This window comes from Marinoscillum pacificum, assembly GCF_024714495.1.
GTDB lineage: Bacteria > Bacteroidota > Bacteroidia > Cytophagales > Cyclobacteriaceae > Marinoscillum > Marinoscillum pacificum.
Genome location: NZ_JAMZMJ010000002.1, coordinates 370674 through 391981, shown reverse-complemented (window position 1 = coordinate 391981; position 21308 = coordinate 370674). Strand labels below are relative to the sequence as shown.

General features: G+C 40.6%; 18 protein-coding genes. 11 read left to right on the top strand and 7 right to left on the bottom strand.

All coding sequences use genetic code 11. The features are described 5' to 3' along the window. Positions 1 to 46: 46 nt before the first annotated feature. From nhaC to NXS00_RS08490, 4 genes are all read right to left on the bottom strand, one after another. Positions 47 to 1480: a Na+/H+ antiporter NhaC gene (nhaC, locus tag NXS00_RS08505; RefSeq protein WP_258098738.1), complete on the bottom strand. Its 1434-nt coding sequence runs from the start codon at positions 1478 to 1480 to the stop codon at positions 47 to 49. 39 nt (positions 1481 to 1519) lie between these two features. Next, positions 1520 to 2641 (bottom strand): NAD(P)/FAD-dependent oxidoreductase, encoded by a 1122-nt coding sequence (locus tag NXS00_RS08500; RefSeq protein WP_258098737.1) that lies wholly within the window; start codon positions 2639 to 2641, stop codon positions 1520 to 1522. A 45-nt stretch (positions 2642 to 2686) separates the two neighbouring features. Continuing rightward, a complete protein-coding gene (locus tag NXS00_RS08495; RefSeq protein WP_258098736.1) occupies positions 2687 to 3961 on the bottom strand; it encodes a glycosyltransferase family 4 protein in 1275 nt (424 codons plus the stop codon). A gap of 80 nt (positions 3962 to 4041) precedes the next feature. Then, positions 4042 to 5676: a VRR-NUC domain-containing protein gene (locus tag NXS00_RS08490; protein ID WP_258098735.1), complete on the bottom strand. Its 1635-nt coding sequence runs from the start codon at positions 5674 to 5676 to the stop codon at positions 4042 to 4044. Positions 5677 to 5737: 61 nt separating this feature from the next. Between NXS00_RS08490 and NXS00_RS08485 the strand changes: the two genes are divergently transcribed. The 5 genes from NXS00_RS08485 to NXS00_RS08465 all read left to right on the top strand — a co-directional run bounded on the left by NXS00_RS08485 (position 5738) and on the right by NXS00_RS08465 (position 10614). Next, the gene (locus NXS00_RS08485) at positions 5738 to 6589 is read left to right on the top strand and encodes a glycosyltransferase family 2 protein (protein ID WP_258098734.1); all 852 of its coding nucleotides are present in this window, start codon (positions 5738 to 5740) and stop codon (positions 6587 to 6589) included. Between the two features lie 40 nt (positions 6590 to 6629). Then, positions 6630 to 8348, top strand: coding sequence for a hypothetical protein (locus NXS00_RS08480; RefSeq protein WP_258098733.1), 1719 nt, complete (start codon positions 6630 to 6632; stop codon positions 8346 to 8348). A gap of 208 nt (positions 8349 to 8556) precedes the next feature. Then, positions 8557 to 9396: a YHYH protein gene (locus tag NXS00_RS08475; protein WP_258098732.1), complete on the top strand. Its 840-nt coding sequence runs from the start codon at positions 8557 to 8559 to the stop codon at positions 9394 to 9396. Further along, positions 9396 to 9983, top strand: a complete 588-nt coding sequence (locus tag NXS00_RS08470) for a toxin-antitoxin system YwqK family antitoxin (RefSeq protein ID WP_258098731.1) — start codon at positions 9396 to 9398, stop codon at positions 9981 to 9983. Before NXS00_RS08475 ends, NXS00_RS08470 begins: the two co-directional genes overlap by 1 nt. Further along, complete coding sequence (locus NXS00_RS08465) at positions 9970 to 10614, top strand: SCO family protein (RefSeq protein ID WP_258098730.1); 645 nt, start codon at positions 9970 to 9972, stop codon at positions 10612 to 10614. Before NXS00_RS08470 ends, NXS00_RS08465 begins: the two co-directional genes overlap by 14 nt. Here NXS00_RS08465 and NXS00_RS08460 read toward each other — a convergent pair. Further along, positions 10611 to 10955, bottom strand: coding sequence for an avidin-fold protein (locus NXS00_RS08460; RefSeq protein WP_258098729.1), 345 nt, complete (start codon positions 10953 to 10955; stop codon positions 10611 to 10613). The genes NXS00_RS08465 and NXS00_RS08460 overlap by 4 nt on opposite strands. Further along, on the bottom strand, positions 10945 to 13218 hold the full coding sequence (locus NXS00_RS08455) for an ATP-dependent helicase (RefSeq protein WP_258098728.1): 2274 nt from the start codon (positions 13216 to 13218) through the stop codon (positions 10945 to 10947). The genes NXS00_RS08460 and NXS00_RS08455 overlap by 11 nt, the downstream gene beginning before the upstream one ends. A 325-nt stretch (positions 13219 to 13543) precedes the next feature. On the opposite strand from NXS00_RS08455, the gene NXS00_RS08450 reads away from it, so the two are divergent. The 4 genes from NXS00_RS08450 to NXS00_RS08435 all read left to right on the top strand — a co-directional run bounded on the left by NXS00_RS08450 (position 13544) and on the right by NXS00_RS08435 (position 16658). Next, the gene (locus NXS00_RS08450; RefSeq protein ID WP_258098727.1) at positions 13544 to 14254 is read left to right on the top strand and encodes an L-type lectin-domain containing protein; all 711 of its coding nucleotides are present in this window, start codon (positions 13544 to 13546) and stop codon (positions 14252 to 14254) included. Between the two features lie 343 nt (positions 14255 to 14597). Next, entirely contained in the window at positions 14598 to 15398 is an 801-nt protein-coding gene (locus NXS00_RS08445) for a hypothetical protein (RefSeq protein ID WP_258098726.1), read from the top strand. Between the two features lie 141 nt (positions 15399 to 15539). Beyond that, on the top strand, positions 15540 to 16145 hold the full coding sequence (locus tag NXS00_RS08440) for a hypothetical protein (protein ID WP_258098725.1): 606 nt from the start codon (positions 15540 to 15542) through the stop codon (positions 16143 to 16145). A 72-nt stretch (positions 16146 to 16217) separates the two neighbouring features. Then, complete coding sequence (locus NXS00_RS08435) at positions 16218 to 16658, top strand: contact-dependent growth inhibition system immunity protein (protein ID WP_258098724.1); 441 nt, start codon at positions 16218 to 16220, stop codon at positions 16656 to 16658. 59 nt (positions 16659 to 16717) lie between these two features. Here the strand turns inward: NXS00_RS08435 and NXS00_RS08430 are convergent, their stop codons facing one another. After that, on the bottom strand, positions 16718 to 17254 hold the full coding sequence (locus NXS00_RS08430; protein WP_258098723.1) for an LOG family protein: 537 nt from the start codon (positions 17252 to 17254) through the stop codon (positions 16718 to 16720). A 205-nt stretch (positions 17255 to 17459) separates the two neighbouring features. Here NXS00_RS08430 and NXS00_RS08425 point away from each other — a divergent pair, with 205 nt between their 5' ends. Together NXS00_RS08425 and NXS00_RS08420 are read left to right on the top strand one after the other, a co-directional pair. Further along, entirely contained in the window at positions 17460 to 18443 is a 984-nt protein-coding gene (locus NXS00_RS08425; protein WP_258098722.1) for an aldo/keto reductase, read from the top strand. 112 nt (positions 18444 to 18555) lie between these two features. Next, positions 18556 to 21141, top strand: coding sequence for a T9SS type A sorting domain-containing protein (locus NXS00_RS08420; protein ID WP_258098721.1), 2586 nt, complete (start codon positions 18556 to 18558; stop codon positions 21139 to 21141). Positions 21142 to 21308: the final 167 nt, after the last annotated feature.

The window sequence follows — 21308 nt, the reverse complement described above, 5'->3', positions numbered from 1 at the left end:
AAATGTTTGATATCTTCTTTGGGTATATGACTTGGAAACATGGGGCTTACTCTGTCACTAATTTCTTAATTTTTATTCCAACGAATGCAAAAAACATCGTCATAAGTGGGCTGATGATGTTGAAAAAGCAATAGGGTGCATAGGCAAAAGTAGAGACACCCAATACACTAGAGTGGTATGCTCCACAGGTATTCCAGGGGATTAATACGGAAGTAACTGTTCCGGAATCCTCCAGGGATCTACTTAAATTCTCAGGTGCTAAGCCTTTTCGTTTATAAATATCAGCATACATTCTTCCCGGTACAACAATTGCTAGATATTGATCTGATGCGGTAACGTTGAAGAATACACAAGTGCCTACTGTTGAGGCAACTAAAGCTCCGGTACTATTCACCATGCTGATGATGGCTTTTGCAATTCGTTTCAACATGCCTGAAGCTTCCATGACACCACCAAAAATCATGGCTGAGAGAATCAACCAGATGGTTCCAAGCATACCTGCCATTCCGCCACTACTTAAAAGCTCATTAACCATGTCGTTTGATGTAGTAATTGAAATATCTCCGTAAAGCGATTTCATAATTCCAATGAACATGCCTGAAGCGGTCATGCTTCCTCCAATTCCAGCTACAAGATCAGGTTGGAAGATCAAGGCAAAAACAGCACCTAATAATGTTCCTGCCAACAATGCAGGAATAGCAGGCACCTTTCTTACGATCATAAAGACTACAACTGCAGGGACAATGAATAACCATCCAGAAATATAGTACTGTCCACTGATCGCGTCTAAAATTTCTTGTGTTTCAACAGCCGTTCCAGAAGTGGATTGTGTAAATCCAAGGATAAGGAAGATGATTAACGTAATTGAGATACTCGGAACTGTAGTTAACGCCATGTATCTGATGTGTGTAAACAAATCGGTTCCAGCCATTGCAGGAGCCAAGTTGGTTGTATCAGAAAGTGGAGACATTTTATCGCCAAAATAGGCTCCAGAAAGTATCGCTCCAGCAATCATTCCTTCAGAAACACCTAGTGCTTTGCCGATTCCTATCAATGCAATACCAACAGTGGCTGCTGTTGTCCAGGAGCTACCAGTGGCTACAGATACAATAGAGCAAACAATACATGCAGCGAACAGGAATATGGAAGGATTTAATATTTGAAGACCATAGTAAATCATGGCTGGTACAATCCCACTGAGCAACCATGTTCCTGCTAATGATCCGATTAATAAAAGGATCAATAAAGAAGTCATAGCTGAACTAATGCTTTTGACAATTCCATCTTGAATTTCATCCCACTTGTAGCCTAGTCTTACAGCGACTATTGTGGCTACTGCCGCGGATAATATCAGTACAATTTGATTTGAACCGTCAAGGGCGGCATCTCCAAAAATGCTTACATTGATAGAAAGTAATGCTATAAGAAAAAGAACCGGTATAAAAGCTTCAAATAAAGTAGGAGGTCGCTTAATTGCCATTCAATAGATTTTTTGCAAAACGAAAAGTTAACACAAATTTCAAAAATGATTTTGGGATATTTCAGTGGCAAGTTCCTCGCCTACCAAACTTCCTAGAGCTACACCCATGCCTCCCAGGCGTACACCAAGGTATTGTCTCGTAGCTAACTTCTTCACTATCGGGGCTTTAGTGTCTCCAAAGGCCATGATTCCTGACCATTTCATCTCTACTTCAAAGTCAATATTGGGTAGGATGATATTTTTTAGATCGGCGAGAAGTTTTTCCTCAATTTTAGCATTTAGACCAAATTCGGTGGTGTTTTCTTCTTCAATAGCCAGGTTTCTACCCCCTCCAAAGATTACATGATCTTCAAAGTCACGGAAGTAATAATAGCCTTCGTCGTAGTGAAATGTTCCTTTGAATGGGAGTGGTTTCGTTGGTTTAACCAGCATCACCATGCCGCGACCTGGTTGAATGTTTAGTTGCTCCTTAATTAATGCTGGAGTAAAGGCATTGGTGCAAATAGCAACAGCTTTTGATTGGAAACTATGTGCAGTTGAAATGATGGTAACACCTTGCTCATCTTCCAGGATTTCATTTACAGAAGTTCCTGTTATGATTTGAATGCCCAATTCACCGCAGTATTTCCATAAGCTCTTCATCAGCTTACCTGTATGAAGTTGTGCTTCATATGGATTGAAAACCATTGAGGAGGTTTCACCGAAACCAAACGATTTCAACCGATCAGTCGCGTCAACAAAAACTGGTTCTTTGAATAGAGGCTTGAGAATGGTGTTCACCTCATCCATATAGTTGAGATAATAGTCGGTTTCTTCTCTTAATAGTTCATAACCTCCTTGTTTTAATAGACCAATATTTGACTCACCTAATCGTGAAATGGTTTTTTGAAGTCCTGACCATCTTCTATTGACTAATGAAAGCATGCCGTCATCTCCGAGTGTCTTTTGGTCAATGGCGAGTTCAGAGATGCTTCCAAAACAGGCAAAACCAGCATTTTTAGTACTTGCTCCAGTTGGTAAAGAGCCTCGCTCTACTATGAGTACATTCGCTGAAGGGTGTTTTTCTTTGAAAGATGCGGCTGTCGACATGCCAGTGATTCCAGCTCCGATTACGATCAAATCATAAGATGTAAAGGATTCTCGCTCCCAAAAACTTAACATAGGGTAGTGTTGTTTTGGGCAAAAATAGGAAAACCAAAGTTTTACTTAGAGTGCGTCCTGATAGATCTGCTCCATGATGCCCACACTTCTTTCTGGTGTTATTTTGCTTGCTTCCTTTTGGCACGTAGAAATCACGTCTTTACGATAATGATCATCAGTCATCAATCGCTCAATAAGCCTGATATAAGAATAATGATCCCAACGCTCTACTTGTGGAATACTTGGGATAAACTCTCCAAGTCCTATACCTCTCGCTGCAGCAACAGGAATGCCTTTCAATATGGCTTCCATAGCTACCAGACCAAATGGTTCTGAAGCAGATGGCACTACTAAAAGATCGATTGTAGAGAACTTTTTAAGTACTTCCGAACGATCCAGAAATCCTTCAAAGACAATTCGATCCGAGAAGTTGGAAGTAGCTACACGATTTTCAAGATCTCCTCTTAAATAGCCATCACCGATGATGGAGAAATTAAAATCGTATCCTTTCGAACACAAGTCACGAGCCAGATCAATGAAAATGGATGGGCTCTTTTGATGAGTTAATCGGCCAACGAAAGCGATGTGTTTAGGCTTTCGAATGCCTGGCTTCGAAGTTTTGATGTTTAGGATATTAGGTACCACTTTGATCTTACTGCTGTCAATTCCGTACGATCCAATGATGGTGTATTTTAGCTTTTGACTCACCGCGATGATTTGATCGGCTTGCTCAAAACCTGTTCGTTCTTCATCGATTACATGTTGCTGTGCATAGACACCATTTCTGTCATGCTCTGTACTGTGTGTATGAAGGATAATCGGAATATTCAATGTCTTTTTAATCAGCACTGCTGCTCTAAAAGTGATCCAATCATGAGCATGGATGATTTCTGGTTGCTCTTCTTTGGCAACCTGCACCGCAAGCATCGCATACTTTAATAGTTCGGCTCCTAGATTTGACTCGTATGTGCCAGTGAGCTCAATCCGTTCCAGTAACTCAGACTCTTCAGTATTTTCAAGTGTTACTTTTTCTACTGATTTGGTCTTATTATTTACGAAAATCTCTGGATCGAGATAAGGCATCAACATACTGCCAATAGAAGTTTCGGATAGTGTTTCTGTATAAACCTTTTTCCTTTTCCAAAATTCTACATCAGGAGTTAGTCCAGATGCGTCAACAAGATTCACATCATTACTCACCTGGGTGCTGTCTTTCTTTGGAAGCAAAAAGGAGACTTCATGACCTTTTTGGGCTAAAGCTTCTGCAAGGCTTTTACTTGCTACTCCTAATCCACCTGAAATCTTTGGTGGAAACTCCCACCCCAGCATGAGTACTTTCATAAATCTGTTGTTTGAGTCAATAAGATAATCCAACTTATTGATTAGAGAAATGGATTAACTCATAAATGATAAAAGTTAAATCAATCGTATTTTATTCGAAGAATATCGGATTTGATTTTTTGTTCCTGAAAGAAGTCTAGCCAGAACAATTGCTGAGCAGACAGATGATCATTAGGCGACTTGATTTCAAAAAACTGATAATCGTTTTCATGCCAAATGAATAGGTCCGGGAATCCTGTGCTATTGTCTTTGACGTTCTTTGCTATTTCCAAAAGGACTGCTTTTATACCTTTGAGAGGCAAGTGTTGAATACATGCTGATAAAGTTGGGATCAGTGATTCATGCCAGCCGACCATAGGGTTGTTAATTCCCTGCTTGAGTAGATAAGTCTCCTCAATGAATGAAATGAGCTGCTTTTTGCCTCTAAACTGCTTGATCTTGCTTTCAAGATGTGTTTTACGATTGATGTAAAATGCTTCCGTGTGCAAGTCGCTTGGCATTCGCTGCAATGGATTATGAAATGTTGCTTGATCAGTTCCGAAGAGTTCTTCCCAAAACACCAATCCGAACATGCCGCGCCAGAGATAATTCTCAGCATGGACACCATTATATCCTAGCTCTTCATAATAGGAGAGAGCATGGTTTTCTACTCGGTGGCCCCTTGGCTCAGTAATCGTAATCTCAGGACTTTCATTGATACGTGCAGTAGTGCTTCGGTAATTGCGCTTGCTTTTCTTTTGGAGAAAGTCTTTCGCAAAGATTTTCTCAGAAGCATTGAAGGGACTTTCAAACGCTACTTCAGCAATCTCCTTTGCATACTCAGTTTCACCCAACTTTTCATGAATGCGTATTCGGCGTTCTCTTGCAGGGTGTTTTCTTGCAAGACTGTAGTAAGTTAGAGCATCTTCATAGAAACCTGATTTTTCAAAATATTCTCCCAATCGGAGCATGAATTTATCGCCGATCTTTCGGGATTTAGGGTGATTTAAATAGATGCTCCAATTCACCGAGCCACACAATTCGGCAATTTCTTCTGGCAATAATGCTGGAATAGCATGCTTGATAGTTCGATCCCATTTGTAGAGTTCAAAAACACTTTTGGCCTCGTCTAGGGTATCAAACCATGGAGTGAATTCTACTCCATCCATGTTTTCGAGCTTCACATTTCCAATATCTCGGATGACAAACTCTGTCATCATGCCGTGAGCATGACCAAAGAACAACAACTTCAAATATTCAATCTGCTCTTGAATGAGTAAGTGCATGATGGTGTATTTGGATCGCAGGGCATCATAATCTTCGGATGCATTTTCTTCCGCAAGTTCCAGAATTATGTGGTCTTTGTATTTCTTCTGAAAATCACGTCCCGGATAAAGTTGATGTAGCTCTGCCTTGGTAAACAGATTGAAGAGTAGAAAGTCGTTTGGAGGATCAAGTGAGATCAATTCAGCTTCTACCAATTCTTCTGCAGCAGCCGGGATGTTTTCAATTTCAACGTAACTGAATTTTTCTAGACGGAAATACTCTCCTTTTCTATTCATCATGCGCACCATGAGGCATTGAGCATCTTCACTCAAACTATCAAAAAGAGCAATAAAGCTTTCATCATCATGCGATAGCAGATGACTTGAACCTGAAGTGATAAACTCCAACAAGTACTTAAAGTAATCTAGATAGTACTTCGGGGGTAGTATGATTTTTTCCTTGTCGGACATCGTTCTGCAATTTTACGAATCCTAAAAGGATCAGATTGAAAGATTCCCAATAAATTGCTGCATGCCTGAGCTGGTTTCTATAATCATCCCAACATACAATCGTCCCGATACGCTGAAAAGAGCTATTTCATCAGCTTTAAATCAGCAATATGAAAATGTGGAAATATTGGTGATTAATGACGGAGGAATGATTGGAAACCTTGAAAATGAGTTCAATGATGCTCGAATAGGCTTTTATCATTTAGAAATTAATGGCGGAGTTTCTGCAGCTCGGAATCACGGAATTGAAAATGCATCTGGTAATTTTCTGCTGTTTTTGGATGATGACGATGAGCTAGCATCGGACTTCCTGGAAAATGCGTTGAATAGAATCTCTGAAAATTCGGACATCTTGATTGCTCATGCAGAGTTGAATGGAAATATGGTTGATTCGCATTTTAGAAAAATCAAGAAGCTCAATGATGAGCTCTTTCATCAATACCATTATAAGTCAACCGACAGTTGGTTTTATTTCCTGTATTATATGCCGGCCTTTCACAGCATATTGTTTCGAACTGGTCTTTTTGAGCAGGTGAAGTTTAATGAAACCATCCAATATAGTGAGGATCGATTATTGATGCTTGAATTCAGAAATCAAAATGTGACCATGCAGCCTGTTGATTTAATTGCAGGGACGTACCATTATCATCAGAAGGTGATTAATCCATCTAAAATACATGAGTTTACAACTCTTGCTCGATCCACAGTGACTGATCGGAAATCAATTGCTTATACAAGGTTATTAGATGCTTTCTACTGGTACCAGGAAAGCAAGTATTTAAGGTTTTTGCATTCAATTATTCATTCATTGAAATCTCCTCATGTCGTTGTGAAACAGTTTGTTCTGTTCTTACGTTTGATCAAGTTGCGATAAGTAATTATCAACCGATACCAACGAGACAAGATTACCTAAAATGAAGTATTTATACGCATCACTAGTATTTATGGCTTGCTATTCTGTGCAGGCACAAACCATATCCATTGGAGATGTAAATCCTCACACAGTTGAAGTCAGGGCGTTTAATTTGACTCAACCTACTGAAATAGAAATCACAGGAACAGGCGGAATTTTCAGGGATGATTACAAACTCCTCGTTTACTATGCCTGGATATTGGATAGTAAAACACGTAAGGTTGTTTGGCATGCCTATGATGATATTCGTGACAAAGAAGATTTAAAAGATCGTGAAGGTAAGTTTGATCTGAATGATGATATTAAACTTCCTGCAGGTAATTATGAGTTATACTTTACTGGAGCTCATCACAACTATGGTTGGGGTGGCGACTGGGGAATCGAAGATCTTGGTGATTTGATTGCTGAAATATTTAGTAGTCGCAGTGAACAGAACTTTAGAAGATCGCTACAAGACGATTTGTTTGTTCAAATTCGTGGAGCTGGTATCAAGGAAGTAGGAGTTAGCGAGGTGATGGAAACGCAACTAAAAGATGCGATTGCCTATTTTGTGAGAGCTGAGGATAACGAGCTTTTCGAGCAAGGTTTTTCATTATCGGCACCAACTAATATTAGAGTGTACTCCATTGGAGAAGGTCGTAAAGATCAAACGTTCGATTATATGCGAATTGTAGATGCAAATTCACAAGAACGTGTTTTCGAAATGAGCTATCGCAATACGCGTTTTGCAGGTGGAGCGGATAAAAATATTCGCTTAGACGAGACCATCGAGTTGCCTGCAGGGTCATACATCGTTAGTTACCGTACGGACGATTCTCATTCGTATAAATATTGGAATCAATTACCTCCAGATGATCCTCAGTTCTGGGGAGTTGCCGTTTATCCTGCTGCTGCGGTAGATAAAAAGAATGTGATTCCATACACTGCACCTAAAACATTAGAGCCGGTTGTTGAATTGACCAGAGTCAGAAATTACGAATTGGTATCGGAAGGTTTTGAATTGAAAAAAGACATGGATCTCCGTGTTTTGTGCATTGGTGAGCAAGATCATGGAGATGAAATGGCGGATTTTGGCTGGATAGTAGACGCAGATACTCGAGAGACTGTTTGGAAGATGAGACCTTATCGTTCTGAACATGCTGGAGGAGCAGAAAAGAACAGATTGATCAATGATAAAATAGAGTTGCCGAAAGGAAAGTATATCGCTTATTACAGAACGGATGGATCACATGCGTACAATGCCTGGAATAGTACCAGGCCGGATGATGAGATCCACTGGGGAATTACGCTTTGGGCAATTAATGAAGCAGACATGTCATCTGTTGTTAAGTTTGATGAAGAAGTATACACTGCTGAAAATGTAGTGGTAGAGATTAATATGATCACTGATCGTGATTATCGAAGAGAGCATTTTTCACTGGAGAATACTACCAAAGTAACCATCATCGCCATGGGAGAAGGATCTGATGGTCGCATGAGCGATACTGCCTGGATCAAAAATATGGATACAGGAAGAATAGTTTGGGAAATGGACTACTATGAAACAGAACATGCCGGTGGTGCTAGAAAGAATCGAAGAGTTCATGAGACGGTTACTTTGCCAGCTGGTGATTACAATGTCTACTATGAATCTGATGGATCCCATAGCTTCTCCCGATGGAATGCAGCTCCACCTGACGACCCACAGAGTTATGGTGTGAGAGTGCTTGTCACCGAATAAAAACTTTCAAAGCCATTCTGATTTTCACATCAGGGTGGCTTTTTTCTTTATATAGTGATGCCTTGTAGATCAAACCGGTCTGCTGACTGAATAATTTGGATCTCAACCAAAGAGAAATTTCCCCAAAGTTGTGCTAATACTTTTTTGACCATGATGGTAGGGTGTATTCCAGGTTGCCCGTTTCAATAGCAACTATAGAATAACCAACATGATAAAATTGAATCGCTACTTATTACTGGCATTGTTGTTTGCCACTTTTACCATCACCTCTTGTGATACCGAAGATCCTGCGGATGCTGTGAAGAAAGAAGAGCAGCAAGAGGAGGAACAACAAGAGGAAGAGCAAGAAGAAAACGAAGAGGAGGAGGAAGAAGAGGAAACTGAGGCTAATGATATTAGTGTGTTGGTTTCTAAGTTCTACAATACTGAGGCCTTAACGATTACTGTAGAAGAAGAGTACGTCATCATTGAGTCGGGTAACCTTCCAGATCATAAGAGCATGTATTATGATCAAAGTAATGACTTGTATGAAGCTTACGATGAGCCAGATAATCCAGATTTTAAGAAAAACCCGAACTCCATCGAAGTGCAGGATTTCGTTTATAAAATCCCTCGTTTCCCGGTAGAGGCTATACAAAAAGAAACAACCCCAATGGGGCCAATGGGTGTAGCTGTTAATAGCGTGGCATTTTTTAATCAACAAGCGGCTCCTGGTGATGATATTCTAGATGAGTTAAACACATTTGATCAGTATGAAGGTCATCCTGCTCAGTCTGGTGACTATCACTACCACATTGAGCCGGTTTGGTTAACAGAGGATGAATTAGATAAAGAGTCTTTCCTAGGATTATTGTTGGATGGTTTTCCTGTATATGGGCCTGAAGAGGACGGTGTAGTGCTTACCAATGACGATCTGGATGATTACCATGGTCATATTGGTGCAACAGCTGAATTTCCTAATGGAATTTATCACTATCACATTACAGAAGACCTGCCATGGATCAATGGTGACGGTTTTTATGGTGTGACAGGTACGATTACTCAGTAATGAAAGCAATTATCATTATTACCGTTTTTTTGCTCATGGGCTGTTCTGGGATACCTAAACTGGAGGTGTCCTATGAACACCCTGGGGTAGCGAACATCAATGGAGTCCTTCATCTGGACTCCATTCCCTTCTCAGGGTATATCGTTGATTATTATGAAAATGGAAGTTTAAAGACAAAAACTCCCTACAAGCATGGTCAGGAGCATGGAATGAAAATAGCTTATTATGAAGATGGAAGTATTCGATACTACCGCAATTTTAAGCATGGTCAAAAAGACGGAATTCATCAGGGTTTTTATGCTGGTGGTGCCAAAAAATTTGAATACCGGTTTAAAAATGGAGATAATCTCGGCACTCACTATGACTGGTTTGAGAATGGTCAGTTAGCTAAACTCACCAATTTCAAAGATGGAAAGCCATTTGGTGAACAGAAAATGTGGCGCTCCGATGGGAAAATACGGTCCAACTATGTCATCCGAGAAGATGGTCGAAGATATGGACTAGTAGGGCTAAAGCGTTGTAAAAATATTGATACAGTAGAAGAAGAAATTGAACCGTTAACAGTTGCAATTTATGATCAGAAATAGTCTTTTATTCGTACTTGCAATCTATTTGCTAGGATGTAATACTAAGCCATCAGAGGTAACAATGCCGTACTATACGCAAGCAGATTTCACTCCCAGATGGATTGAAGGAAATACCGATACCATTCACAGAGTTGCTGACTTTGCATTGACAAACCAGGATGGACAAACCATATCCAATGCAGACCTTAAAGGTAAAATCTACGTCACCAATTTCTTCTTTACCATCTGCCCTACAGTTTGTCCAAGAATGACCAATAACCTTCAACGCATTCAGGAAGCATTCGCGCAAGATGTTGAAGTGCTGCTGGTTTCTCACAGTGTGATGCCATGGATGGATTCCGTAGAAGTATTAAAAGAATACGCTATGGAAAATAACATTGACGCATCCAAGTGGCATCTTTTGACTGGAGACAAAGACCTAATCTATCGTCTCGGAAGACAGTCCTATTTCGCTGACGAGGGCTTTGGTAAATCCGTAACTGATATCGATGATTTCCTGCACACAGAAAATATCGTGCTAGTCGATGAGCAGCAGCATATCCGAGGCGTCTACAATGGTACTTTGCCATTGGAAATGACTCGACTGATCGAAGACATTCACCGACTAAAGCAAGAAACGAAGAAGTCTTAATCGAGAACTTCTTCGATTACAGATTCTCCAATAAGGTCATCGCCATCCCAACTCCATTTTTCATAGAGCTTGATGCGGCCATCCTCTAAAACTTCCGGGGTAGAAGTACACTTTCCACTACGGATCGTGCCTTCACCATTTACATGCTGATAAGAAAACTCTAAAGAGCCATCTTCTTTTACCAACCCTGTGATTGTTCCCAGTTTGATGCTTGCTCCCTGGTATACTGCCCAGAGTACATCTCCTTGCTGAGAATAATGAAAAAGGGTTTTACTATCAACTTCACCTGTTTCGCTGTTCGAAACTGCCTTAAAACGCTTCTTGTGGTAATTAATCTTCAATGATTCTGAGTTTTGCAAAACTTAGTAATAGGGTTTTTTCGCCAACATTGTCAAAGTTGACACGGGCCTTTCTATTGGCTCCGTCTGCATCAATCACGCTCACTGTTCCAAAACCAAATTTTGGATGCTCTACTTTCATGCCTTCTGTGAGTCCAGAAGTGTCGCTTGGTTTGAAATCAGCACTAGGTTGATGCTTGGGTGCAGAAGCGAATTTTCTATTGGATTTATCCTTCTGCATGTTGTTTACAAAGTTTTTCGTTACATAGCTTTCTGCTGAGCTCAAGGGAGCTGTGCTGGAGAACTTACGATTCACTTTGATATATCTTGGATCTATTTCTTCAATAAATCGACTCGGCTCACATGCCTTTAGTCGACCGAATCTGTATCGGTTGAGTGCATAGCTTAAATGCAATTTATCCTTAGCACGTGTGATGGCTACATAAAACAATCTACGTTCTTCTTCAAGATCCGCACGGCTGCTGAGCATCATTTGAGAAGGGAATAATTCTTCTTCCATTCCCACGATGTACACGTACTTAAACTCCAATCCTTTCGCCATGTGAATGGTCATCAACGTAATGGCTTCTTCTGGATTGGCATTTCGATCTTCGTCAGTCAGCAAGGTCACTTCCTGTAAGAAAGCAGCAAGACTTTTGTCTTCTCTCTCCTGATCATCGGTAAACTCTTTGATTGCGTTGAGTAATTCCTGAACGTTCTCATAGCGGCTCATGCCTTCTATGGTCTTGTCCGCATAGAGTTCTTTCAGAAGTCCTGAGTTCTTAGCAACAAGTGCCGCCGTGTCGTAAGCATCTTTCTTTTCGGCTGTCAGACGGAAACTTTTGATCAAATTGACGTATTCTTCAACCTGCTTGCCACCACGGCCACCTACATGATTTGTAGCCTGTGTCATGATTTCCCAAAGAGGTTTGTTATGCTCGGCAGAAGCTACCACTAGTTTCTCAATTGTTCCAGGACCAATTCCTCTTTTCGGGAGGTTGATGGATCGTCTCATTGCTTGCTCATCATTCGGATTGACGATGAATCGTAGATAAGCAATGATGTCTTTAATTTCTTTACGTTGATAGAAAGACAGCCCGCCAACTACCCGATATTTCAGGTTGTTTCTACGTAGGGCTTCCTCCATCGCTCTCGACTGACTGTTGGTTCGGTACAAGATCGCAAAGTCGTTATTACTCGACTGAGTTTGCATCTTGGTTTCGAAAATAGAAGAAGCAATTAATTTGCCTTCCTCATTGTCAGAAGTGGCTTTAATCAATTCAATCAAATCACCGTCTTCATTGTCAGTCCAGACGTTCTTTTTGAGCTGCGCCGTATTCTTATTGATTACAGAGTTGGCAGCTTCTACAATATTTTTAGTCGAGCGATAGTTCTGCTCGAGTTTGATCACTTTTAGATCTGGATAGTCTCGCTCAAAGTTCAATATGTTCTGAATATCCGCTCCACGGAACGCGTAGATACTTTGTGCATCATCACCCACTACAGCAATGTTTTGACGTACCGCGGCTAAACGCTTCGCAATCAAATACTGAGAAATGTTGGTATCCTGAAACTCATCAATCAGGAGGTAGTGAAAGCGGTGCTGGTATTTGTTCAGTACATCTGGATGCTCCTGGAATAATACGTTGGTATTGAATAGGAGGTCATCAAAATCCATTGCACCAGCATTGTAGCAACGGGCTACATAGACCTGGTATAGTTTACCCATTTCAGGGCGCATGTTGGATGCATCATCCTCTGCATAGATTGGATTGTTGATATAGTCTCTCCAGGAAACGAGTCTGTTTTTGGCAGCAGAGATTCTGTTATACACCACATTGGCTTTGTACAGCTTGTCATCCAGGTTGTTTTCTTTAACAATCTGCTTGATCAATGTTTTGGAATCATCCGTATCGTAAATGGTGAAGTTGCTTGGGTAACCCAATTTAGAAGCTTCCGAGCGAAGAATCCTTGCAAAAACCGAGTGAAATGTCCCCATATAGAGGTTCTTAGCATCACTTCCTACAACCTTTTCAATTCGCTCACGCATTTCACGAGCGGCCTTATTGGTAAAGGTTAGCGCCATGATGTTGAACGGATCCACCTTATGGTAACGCATCAAATGTGCGATGCGGTAGGTGAGTACACGTGTTTTTCCAGAGCCCGCACCAGCTATCAGCATGGTGGGTCCTTCTGTGTTTACTACGCCTTCTCGCTGTGGGGGATTGAGTTCGTTGAGATAGTCTGCCTGCACTTCACTTGCCATTTTGCAAATCTAATAATCCGATGGCTATATCTTAATAAAAAGTCAAAAACCCAATAAACTGTCCTTTCGATCTCGATAGCTATCGAGAAGAGAAATCTTCCTTATTAGTACATCTGATTAAAATTTATTGTCTAGAACTATAAAAGAGATAGTTATCTCCATTTCATTGCGATAAGACAATTTGTTTGTTGGGTTTACAATGGTAATAGCTTTAGTCAACTTCTTTTTTCCTGAGGAGAATGAGAAATGTGTCTCAAAATTCCATTCGAAATCATTTTGATTGCTCAATCGTTATAACCTTATGATCTCGCCAACCAAAATTCTCGTGCTTCTATTTAGTATGCTACTGACCATCAGTGCATCCGCTCAATATTATTTTCTCGGTACGGCCGGTAATATGGCCAATGGTTGTATTCAGTTAACTCCAGATGAACCCTACTCTGAAGGACTTGCTTACAACTATCAAAAACTCGATCTCACGCGATATTTTGAAATACAGTTTGACTTGTATCTAGGTGATAAAGATGTAGGAGCAGATGGGGTAACTTTTGTAGTGCACAATGATGTGCGTGGCTATGAGGCTTTTGGCCAATGGGGTGAATGCATGGGGTATGGTCGATTCAATCCCTATGCACCTGGAAATTCCATTGATCCATCAGTTGCAGTAGAGTTTGATACCTACCCCAATCGCTATCAGAATGACCCACTATGTGATCATGTGGCTTACCTGGAAAATGGAGTTAGCAGGCATGAGACGTATTGGAACAATGATAACTCCAACTACAATATGGAAGACGACCGGTTACACGATTTTCGCTTTCGGTGGAACCCAGAAACGAAGTTGCTAGAAGTGTTTTGGGATGGTGTACGCGTTGTGAACCTAAAGCGAGATTTAATCAACGATATATTTGAAGGGGAAACTCAGGCAATTTGGGGGTTTACTGCAAGTACTGGCAGAGCGCACAATCTGCAGTATTTCTGTTTGCGTAGAATGGTTTATAATGAGCTTACAGTAGGAAGCGATAGAAATGGTTGAGAACAACCATTAATAAAAATCCGAGTAAAACCCCGATTTCCATTATCAGAAGGATGTTTTTCCAGTTTGGCTTATCCTTTTTCACAAGATTCTCGATAGCGCTGTACAATGGTTGATGTCTATGGTTTCTCTTAAAGAGGTAACAAATTAAAAAAATATTACCGAATTATTAACCAGACTTTACGTGTAAAAATGAATTTTACCCCTTGCTGTTTTTCGGCGGGCAAATAAAGGAAGCATTAAGTTAATATGAAAATAAACTGCATACTCCTTTGGTTTGGACTTTGAAGAATCGGTTTCATGACAACTATAAAACCTGAAGAATTCAGGGTAGTTTCGCTTTATGAGAACTGAACACACGGTGTATTTTCATGTGGGGTTGGGGAAAACCGGATCTACTTTTTTACAAAAGGAGGTTTTTCCAAAGCTTGATAGAATACAGTATGTTGGTCCTCAGCAGTATAAAAAAGCTAAGGCAATTATTAAGCAGTATGGTGAGTCAAAGATTTTGGTTTCCAGAGAGTTTGATAAACAGCTGGAGACGGAACTCCGTTCTTTTTGCGATCAGGTTGCGAATGTGCGGGTGATTGTTTGCTTTCGCAGACAAGATGAGTGGATGGCATCACAGTATCGTAGGCGTGTGAAAAATGGCTGGCTGATGCCGTTTCATGATTTTATAGATGTGGAGGAGAATACCGGTTATTGGAAAGTAGAGGAGCTATACTATCAATCTAAGGTGGAGCTAATCCGATCCATTACAGGAAATGAGCCACTGATTTTGCTGTATAATGAACTGCGTGATGATCCTAAGGTCTACCTTCAACGCATTACTGATTTTATAGGTATTGAGCTACCTCAAAACCTATCATTCAAACCTCGTCACCGATCGTTTAGTGATAAGCAGCTGATTGTGCTTCAGTCCTTTTGTCGGAAGTATGTGAAGTCCGTGCCCAAAGGCCGATCCAATAAGCTAATGCACTGGTTGCTTTACCGACCTGTTTGGGCGTTTTATCACATAGTCTTGTACGCTGCTAACCTTATTCCCTGGAGTCTGATATCCCGAAAGGAGTTGATTGCATCCGATGAATTGGAGAAAGTAAGGGCCTTCTTTGAAGAGGATTGGGAGTGTTTGAGGAAGATGTAATAGAGAGATGTTTTGCTTGCTGCGGAGGTGAAATTCCGTTATTTTGGAGTGATACTAACTAACTATTAACTAGGTTACTCGAATAACTAGGTTACTTGAAGTAACCTAGTTAATAGAATAAGTAGTTGAACCATAATGCTAATGGAAATCAGAAAAATACCGCTTGAGCCAGGGAAGTTTTATCACATCTACAATCGTGGAATTAATAAGTCACAGGTGTTTTTTGAAGATAAGAACTATCATTTTTTTCTAGAAAAGTATGCGGGGTATGTTTATCCGTGGGTGAAAACATATGCTTATTGCTTGCTAGGAAATCATTATCACTTTCTTATTCAGGTAAGGGAAGAACATGAATTGAGTATTTCTGAAAACTCTGATAAGAGTTGCTCATGGCATGTCAGCAATGCGTTTTCTAGCTTTTTGCAGAGCTATACTCGAGCGATGAACAAAGTATATGGCCGTTCAGGTTCTTTGTTTGAGTCACCTTTCAAAAGAATAACAGTTACCGATGAATCATATTTTTCGAGACTAGTCTCATACATTCATCAAAATCCTCAAAAGCATGGAATTGTTGAGGATTTTAAAGATAACCCGTATTCATCCTATTGGTCTCATCTCTTCACATCTAAAAAATCAATATTGGAGCGGGATTATGTTTTAGATTGGTTTGGAGGTGATCAATCCTACCGTAAATTTCATAAAACTGATTTGAGTAATTTTGAACTGGATCTTATGTTAGAAGATTAGTCAAACAAAGACTAAGACTAACCAGGTTACTCGAAGTAACCTGGTTAGTCCTATGATTTAAAAAACTCCATAATGAAACTAGAAAACAACTGGCGATATAAGAATCTTGCATCTCTAGAAAAGAAAAATTTAGGACCAACTCCAAGTTATGGGAGCTATCTGGCAACAACTGTTCATGAGCTATACAAGAAGCAACTGAGTGAGTTTACCATTGAAGATTTAAGAATCATGATTGGTCAAAATATTGGGTTGCCATTTCTTATTCCTTTGGCTATCGAACAATTGGCTATTGATTTGCTGGCAGAAGGAGATATGTATGAAGGTGACTTGCTGGTGAATGTACTTAAAAGCGATGTTGCGTATTGGAAGTCAGAGAAACCCAATTGGAAAAAGGTGGTAGACCTTTACTTTAAGAATAAAGTGATGCTTGATGAAGTAGATACAACAAACAGTATTAGAAACGGATGGATAGAAGCTTTTCATGAGTTTAAAAAGTTTCATGAAAAGAAGTGATTTGTGTTTGCATAGTGAACTATTCTCCCACTAATCACTTTTTACTTTTAAACTAGTTTTCACCCCATTCTTACCAACAACTTCTCAAACGTCTCTTCGATGATCAGTTCATCACATTGCTGCTGAGACAGGAAGCCTTCAGATACACTGTGCTCGATAAATGAGAAAAACTTGTTGTAATAGCCAGATGTATTGAGGAAAGCGCAAGGCTTGTTGTGATAGCCAATCTGGTGCCAGGTAAATACTTCGATGATTTCTTCCATCGTGCCAATGCCACCAGGTAGAGCGACAAACCCATCGGATAGGTCGGCCATCATCGCTTTGCGCTCATGCATGGTTTTTACAATGTGAAGTTCTGTTAGACCATCATGACCTACTTCCCATTCCATCAGTTTTTCTGGAATCACCCCAATGACTTTGCCGCCATGTTCCAGAGCAGCATCAGCCACTACTCCCATCAGCCCAACTTTGCCACCTCCGTAGATCACTTCAATGCCTTTTTTTGCCATTAATTTGCCGACCTGGTAGGCTTCTTCTTTGTAAATGGGGTTGTTTCCGGCGCTAGAACCACAAAATATTGCTAGTCTTTGGATCATCCTGTTGTCTTATGTACCTGAAGGTATTTATGAAGTTATTTGAATTTGTCAAGAGACGCTTGATATTAAGGTTCCTATTATGTGGCTCCTTAGCATACCCAACTTACTTGATTGTTCAAAACTAGGTAATTGTTTGATTCCAATCGCAAGGAAACAATTATGGACTTACTAACATTGTATTACTATTAATAGAATCATAGGCAAAATGAAATATAGAAGACTCGGACGAACAGGTTTAGAAATTTCAGAAATCTCACTTGGTACCTGGCAGGTAGGTGGAGGCTGGGGTGGCTCTTTTGATCGTAAAGTGGCGGATGAAATTATTCAGACAGCTCTGGAGCATGGGGTGAATTTCCTGGATACGGCTGACGTGTATGACGATCAGCAAAGTGAAGGAGCAGTAGCTGATTTTGTAAGAAAAGATCGCGATAAAGTATACATAGCTACCAAGATCGGTAGAAGACTCAATCCCCATACTGCCGATGCCTACACTCCGGAGGCTTTGGAGGAGTTTGTGAACGATGCATTGAAAAATACAGGATTGGATTATTTGGATTTGGTGCAGTTACATTGTCCACCAACCCCAGTTTATGACTTTCAGGAAGTCTTCCAAAAGCTGGAAGAGATTAAGCAATCAGGTAAAGTCCGTCACTTTGGTGTAAGCGTGGAAAAAGTAGAGGAGGCTGAGATGGCTGCTACTTATGAAGTGGTGGAGTCTGTGCAGATTATTTTTAACATGTTCCGTCAGAAATCAGCTGATAGTTTGTTGAAGATGTTGCATTCGAGAGGTATTGGAGTGATTGCTCGTGTGCCATTAGCAAGTGGATTGTTGTCAGGTAAGATGACAGCCGATAGAGAATTTGATAAGAATGATCATCGTCATTTCAATAGAAATGGAGAACTTTTTGATAAAGGGGAGACCTTCTCAGGTGTGCCGTTGGATTTAGGTTTGAAAGCTGTCAATGAGTTGAAGACCTTATTTGGAGATGAGGAATTGTACAAATATGCCTTGAAGTGGATCTTATCTTTTGAAGCAGTGAGTACCGTAATCCCAGGTGCCAGTCGACCTGAACAGGTGATTTCCAATATCAAATCAGCAAGTCTTCCAGGTTTCAATGAAGATCAGATGAAGTCTGTGAAAAAGATATATGATGAATACATCAAGGCGGAAGTGCATCACTTGTGGTGATGGATTATTTCCTTAACTGATTTGAGGGTTTACTAAAGATTATTAGCGCCTTACTAAAAGGTGCTTTTTTGTGTGTAACGTATTCAGGACTTTCATGCTAAATATTACTGCTATGAAAAAACTTTTTTACACACTATTTATTGTTTTAGTTGCCCATTTAGTTGGGGTTGCTAAAGACCGCTCCAGAAATGAGAGCACAACACCGGCAATGACTGAAAGAGCTATTGCTGCGGGAATCAATCACACTTTGATTATCCAGGAGGGTTTTGTTTATGCTTCTGGTGATAACAATATGGGTCAATTGGGTGATGGAACTACGAGACCATCAGCATTCAATACCATGGTTTTAAATCTGGATCATGTCATTGCGGTTGCGGCAGGAAGGCATCATAGCATGGCTTTACGTGCCGATGGTACTGTCTTTGTTTGGGGGGATAATGCTCAGACACAGCTTGGTCAGCCGTCGCCTCGAACGAATTTGCCGATTCCTGTTCCCGGGCTGGCTGATGTTATTGATATCTATGCGGGTGAGTTTTTCTGCTTGGCGCTCAAAAGTGATGGAACAGTTATAGGTTGGGGTAGAAACTGGGAAGGGCAGTTAGGTAAGGGATTCGTTTCAGCTTCTGAGCCTCCAGGTCCTGTATTGGAGGCTACTACTATGAGTCCTCTTACAGGAATAACCTTGATTTCTGGTGGTTTGCGACACAGTATGGCTATTCAGGATGGACATGTGCTTGCCTGGGGAGATAATGCCAATTCACAATTGGGAAATCCGGTAGGCGGACTGAGTACACTGCCAGTAAATGTGACTGTAGCAGGTTCATTCACCGATTTATTAGGAGTGATTTCTTTGTCTGGTGGAGATACTCATTCTATGGCAATAGATGAGTCTGGAATGCTTTGGACATGGGGTGAAGGACTTAATGGTCAGTTAGGAATGGGGCCAGTAAATCCTGCAGATCCCATGACTTTTACACGTGTCAACGCTGATACGGTAGTATCAGGAGTTAGAACTATGGCTGCAGGAGTAACCCATAGTCTGTTTGTGGATGGAAAGGGTACACTTCATTTCTTTGGTTCTAATGCCATGGGCCAGCTTGGGATAGCTGGTCCTCCACAGGTTGATATTCCAGCTGCAAGTAGTATGCATACAAGTGTAGCTCTTGCTGCGGGTAGTGATTTTTCGCTGTTGCTAGAGTCCAATGGGTTAGTCAATGGAGCAGGAAGTAATATCTTTAATCAAATTGATGCTTCAGGAATGGGTAGATCATTTTTTGCTCCATTCTTTGCGAAACAAGACAAGATAGCACAGGTTGCTAATCAATTGAATTCGTTCGTTTTAAAATCGGATGGCACCGTATGGGCTACTGGAGATAAAGATTATATCGGATTTACGACTACTTCTGATGTGGCCACTCCTACTCAGATTGGAAGTTTAACTGATATTATTGCTATTGGCTCCGCTAATACAACAGTCTTTGCTTTGGATGTTTTTGGAGATGTTTGGACCTGGGGTGATAATCAATCTGGCGTTTGTGGAATAGGAAGCACCTCATTAACGATCGGTTTACCTACTAAAATGCCTCTGGCTGAGGTAGTATACGTTCAGGGTGCCGGACAGTCAAATATTGGTTGTTCTTCTGGTGATTGCTCCTATGCCTCTGCTGTGGATGTCAACGGAGATCTCTATATGTGGGGAAATAATGATGACTATGTGTTGGGAGATAATACAACCACCTTGCGAAGTTCTCCTGTGAAGGCCACGGCAGCGGGTAAGGTGTTTTCAACCGACTTGGGTGCAAGGTTAGGAGCAGCATTATATGCAGATAACACTGTTAGCGTGTGGGGGCATCGATATTACAGTGGAATTGGTCCCACTGGAGCAAAGCTAAAAGTGGCTACACCAATGATGTTGTCACAAAAAATTAAAGCCATCACTTTTAATCGCTATTTAAGAATGATATTGACTGTAGATGGTCAGGTTTTGATTTGGGGTCGCTCTATCAATTCTCCACACTTCTTTTCCATTTGTCAGAAGACCTACGATGATAGAGAGTTTCACCCATCCACTGTTTATGAAGATACTATTTCGACTATTCCGGTATCTAACGTAAAGTTTATAGAGACCGGAGATTTTGTTGCTTTTTTTATTAAAGCGGATGGGTCTACCTGGGCCTGGGGTCGTAATGATTTTGGTGAGTTAGGCAGAGGTTATACATCTACAGAAGAATTGGTTCCAGCGCAAATATCTAATTGCTCTACTTATGGGGTGTCTTTATTTCATGCTTTGTCTGCAGAGCATCATGTGTTAGCAAACAGAGCAACTAATAAAGTGGAGAGTTGGGGTGCTAATAAACATGGAGAGGTTGGAACAGGGACGATTACGCCTTTTGCACCGGTTTTAGGCTGCAATGCGATGTTGCGAATAGCTGAAATTGTCCCTGAATTTGAGGATCAGGAAGCATTGGTTATTTACCCAAGTCCAACTACTGATGTGGTGAATTTGCAACTTCCTTCGTCGTTTGTTGAGGAATCAACATTGTTGAGAATAATCGATGAGTCTGGTCGTATAGTTTTGGAAACTCAAGGTCTTCATGTTGGGACAGAGATTGAAGTTGCTGATTGGAAGCCGGGGGTTTACATTCTTGAAGTTGCGGAGGGTAGAAGACGTGTTAAAAAGCGTTTTATAGTTCAATAACTTGAAAGATTGTTGATGGTGAAAGGTCTGGGGTTTCTCAGGCCTTTGTTTTTTAACTTTCAGTTATTTGAAATTATTGTTCTATCTTAACCTGTCGCCTAGTATTATTTGATTTTGAGATCAATTTGTTTTATCACTATTCTATCCCTTTTTCCTCTGAGTTTACA

Coding starts and splice junctions, on each gene's coding strand:
- NXS00_RS08440 (WP_258098725.1), top strand. CDS start 15,540: ATGGAAATCAGAAAAATACCGCTTGAGCCAGGGAAGTTTTATCACATC.
- NXS00_RS08495 (WP_258098736.1), bottom strand. CDS start 3,961: ATGAAAGTACTCATGCTGGGGTGGGAGTTTCCACCAAAGATTTCAGGT.
- NXS00_RS08430 (WP_258098723.1), bottom strand. CDS start 17,254: ATGATCCAAAGACTAGCAATATTTTGTGGTTCTAGCGCCGGAAACAAC.
- NXS00_RS08470 (WP_258098731.1), top strand. CDS start 9,396: ATGAAAGCAATTATCATTATTACCGTTTTTTTGCTCATGGGCTGTTCT.
- NXS00_RS08485 (WP_258098734.1), top strand. CDS start 5,738: ATGCCTGAGCTGGTTTCTATAATCATCCCAACATACAATCGTCCCGAT.
- NXS00_RS08475 (WP_258098732.1), top strand. CDS start 8,557: ATGATAAAATTGAATCGCTACTTATTACTGGCATTGTTGTTTGCCACT.
- nhaC (WP_258098738.1), bottom strand. CDS start 1,480: ATGGCAATTAAGCGACCTCCTACTTTATTTGAAGCTTTTATACCGGTT.
- NXS00_RS08480 (WP_258098733.1), top strand. CDS start 6,630: ATGAAGTATTTATACGCATCACTAGTATTTATGGCTTGCTATTCTGTG.
- NXS00_RS08500 (WP_258098737.1), bottom strand. CDS start 2,641: ATGTTAAGTTTTTGGGAGCGAGAATCCTTTACATCTTATGATTTGATC.
- NXS00_RS08420 (WP_258098721.1), top strand. CDS start 18,556: ATGAAAAAACTTTTTTACACACTATTTATTGTTTTAGTTGCCCATTTA.
- NXS00_RS08435 (WP_258098724.1), top strand. CDS start 16,218: ATGAAACTAGAAAACAACTGGCGATATAAGAATCTTGCATCTCTAGAA.
- NXS00_RS08465 (WP_258098730.1), top strand. CDS start 9,970: ATGATCAGAAATAGTCTTTTATTCGTACTTGCAATCTATTTGCTAGGA.
- NXS00_RS08445 (WP_258098726.1), top strand. CDS start 14,598: ATGAGAACTGAACACACGGTGTATTTTCATGTGGGGTTGGGGAAAACC.
- NXS00_RS08490 (WP_258098735.1), bottom strand. CDS start 5,676: ATGTCCGACAAGGAAAAAATCATACTACCCCCGAAGTACTATCTAGAT.
- NXS00_RS08425 (WP_258098722.1), top strand. CDS start 17,460: ATGAAATATAGAAGACTCGGACGAACAGGTTTAGAAATTTCAGAAATC.
- NXS00_RS08455 (WP_258098728.1), bottom strand. CDS start 13,218: ATGGCAAGTGAAGTGCAGGCAGACTATCTCAACGAACTCAATCCCCCA.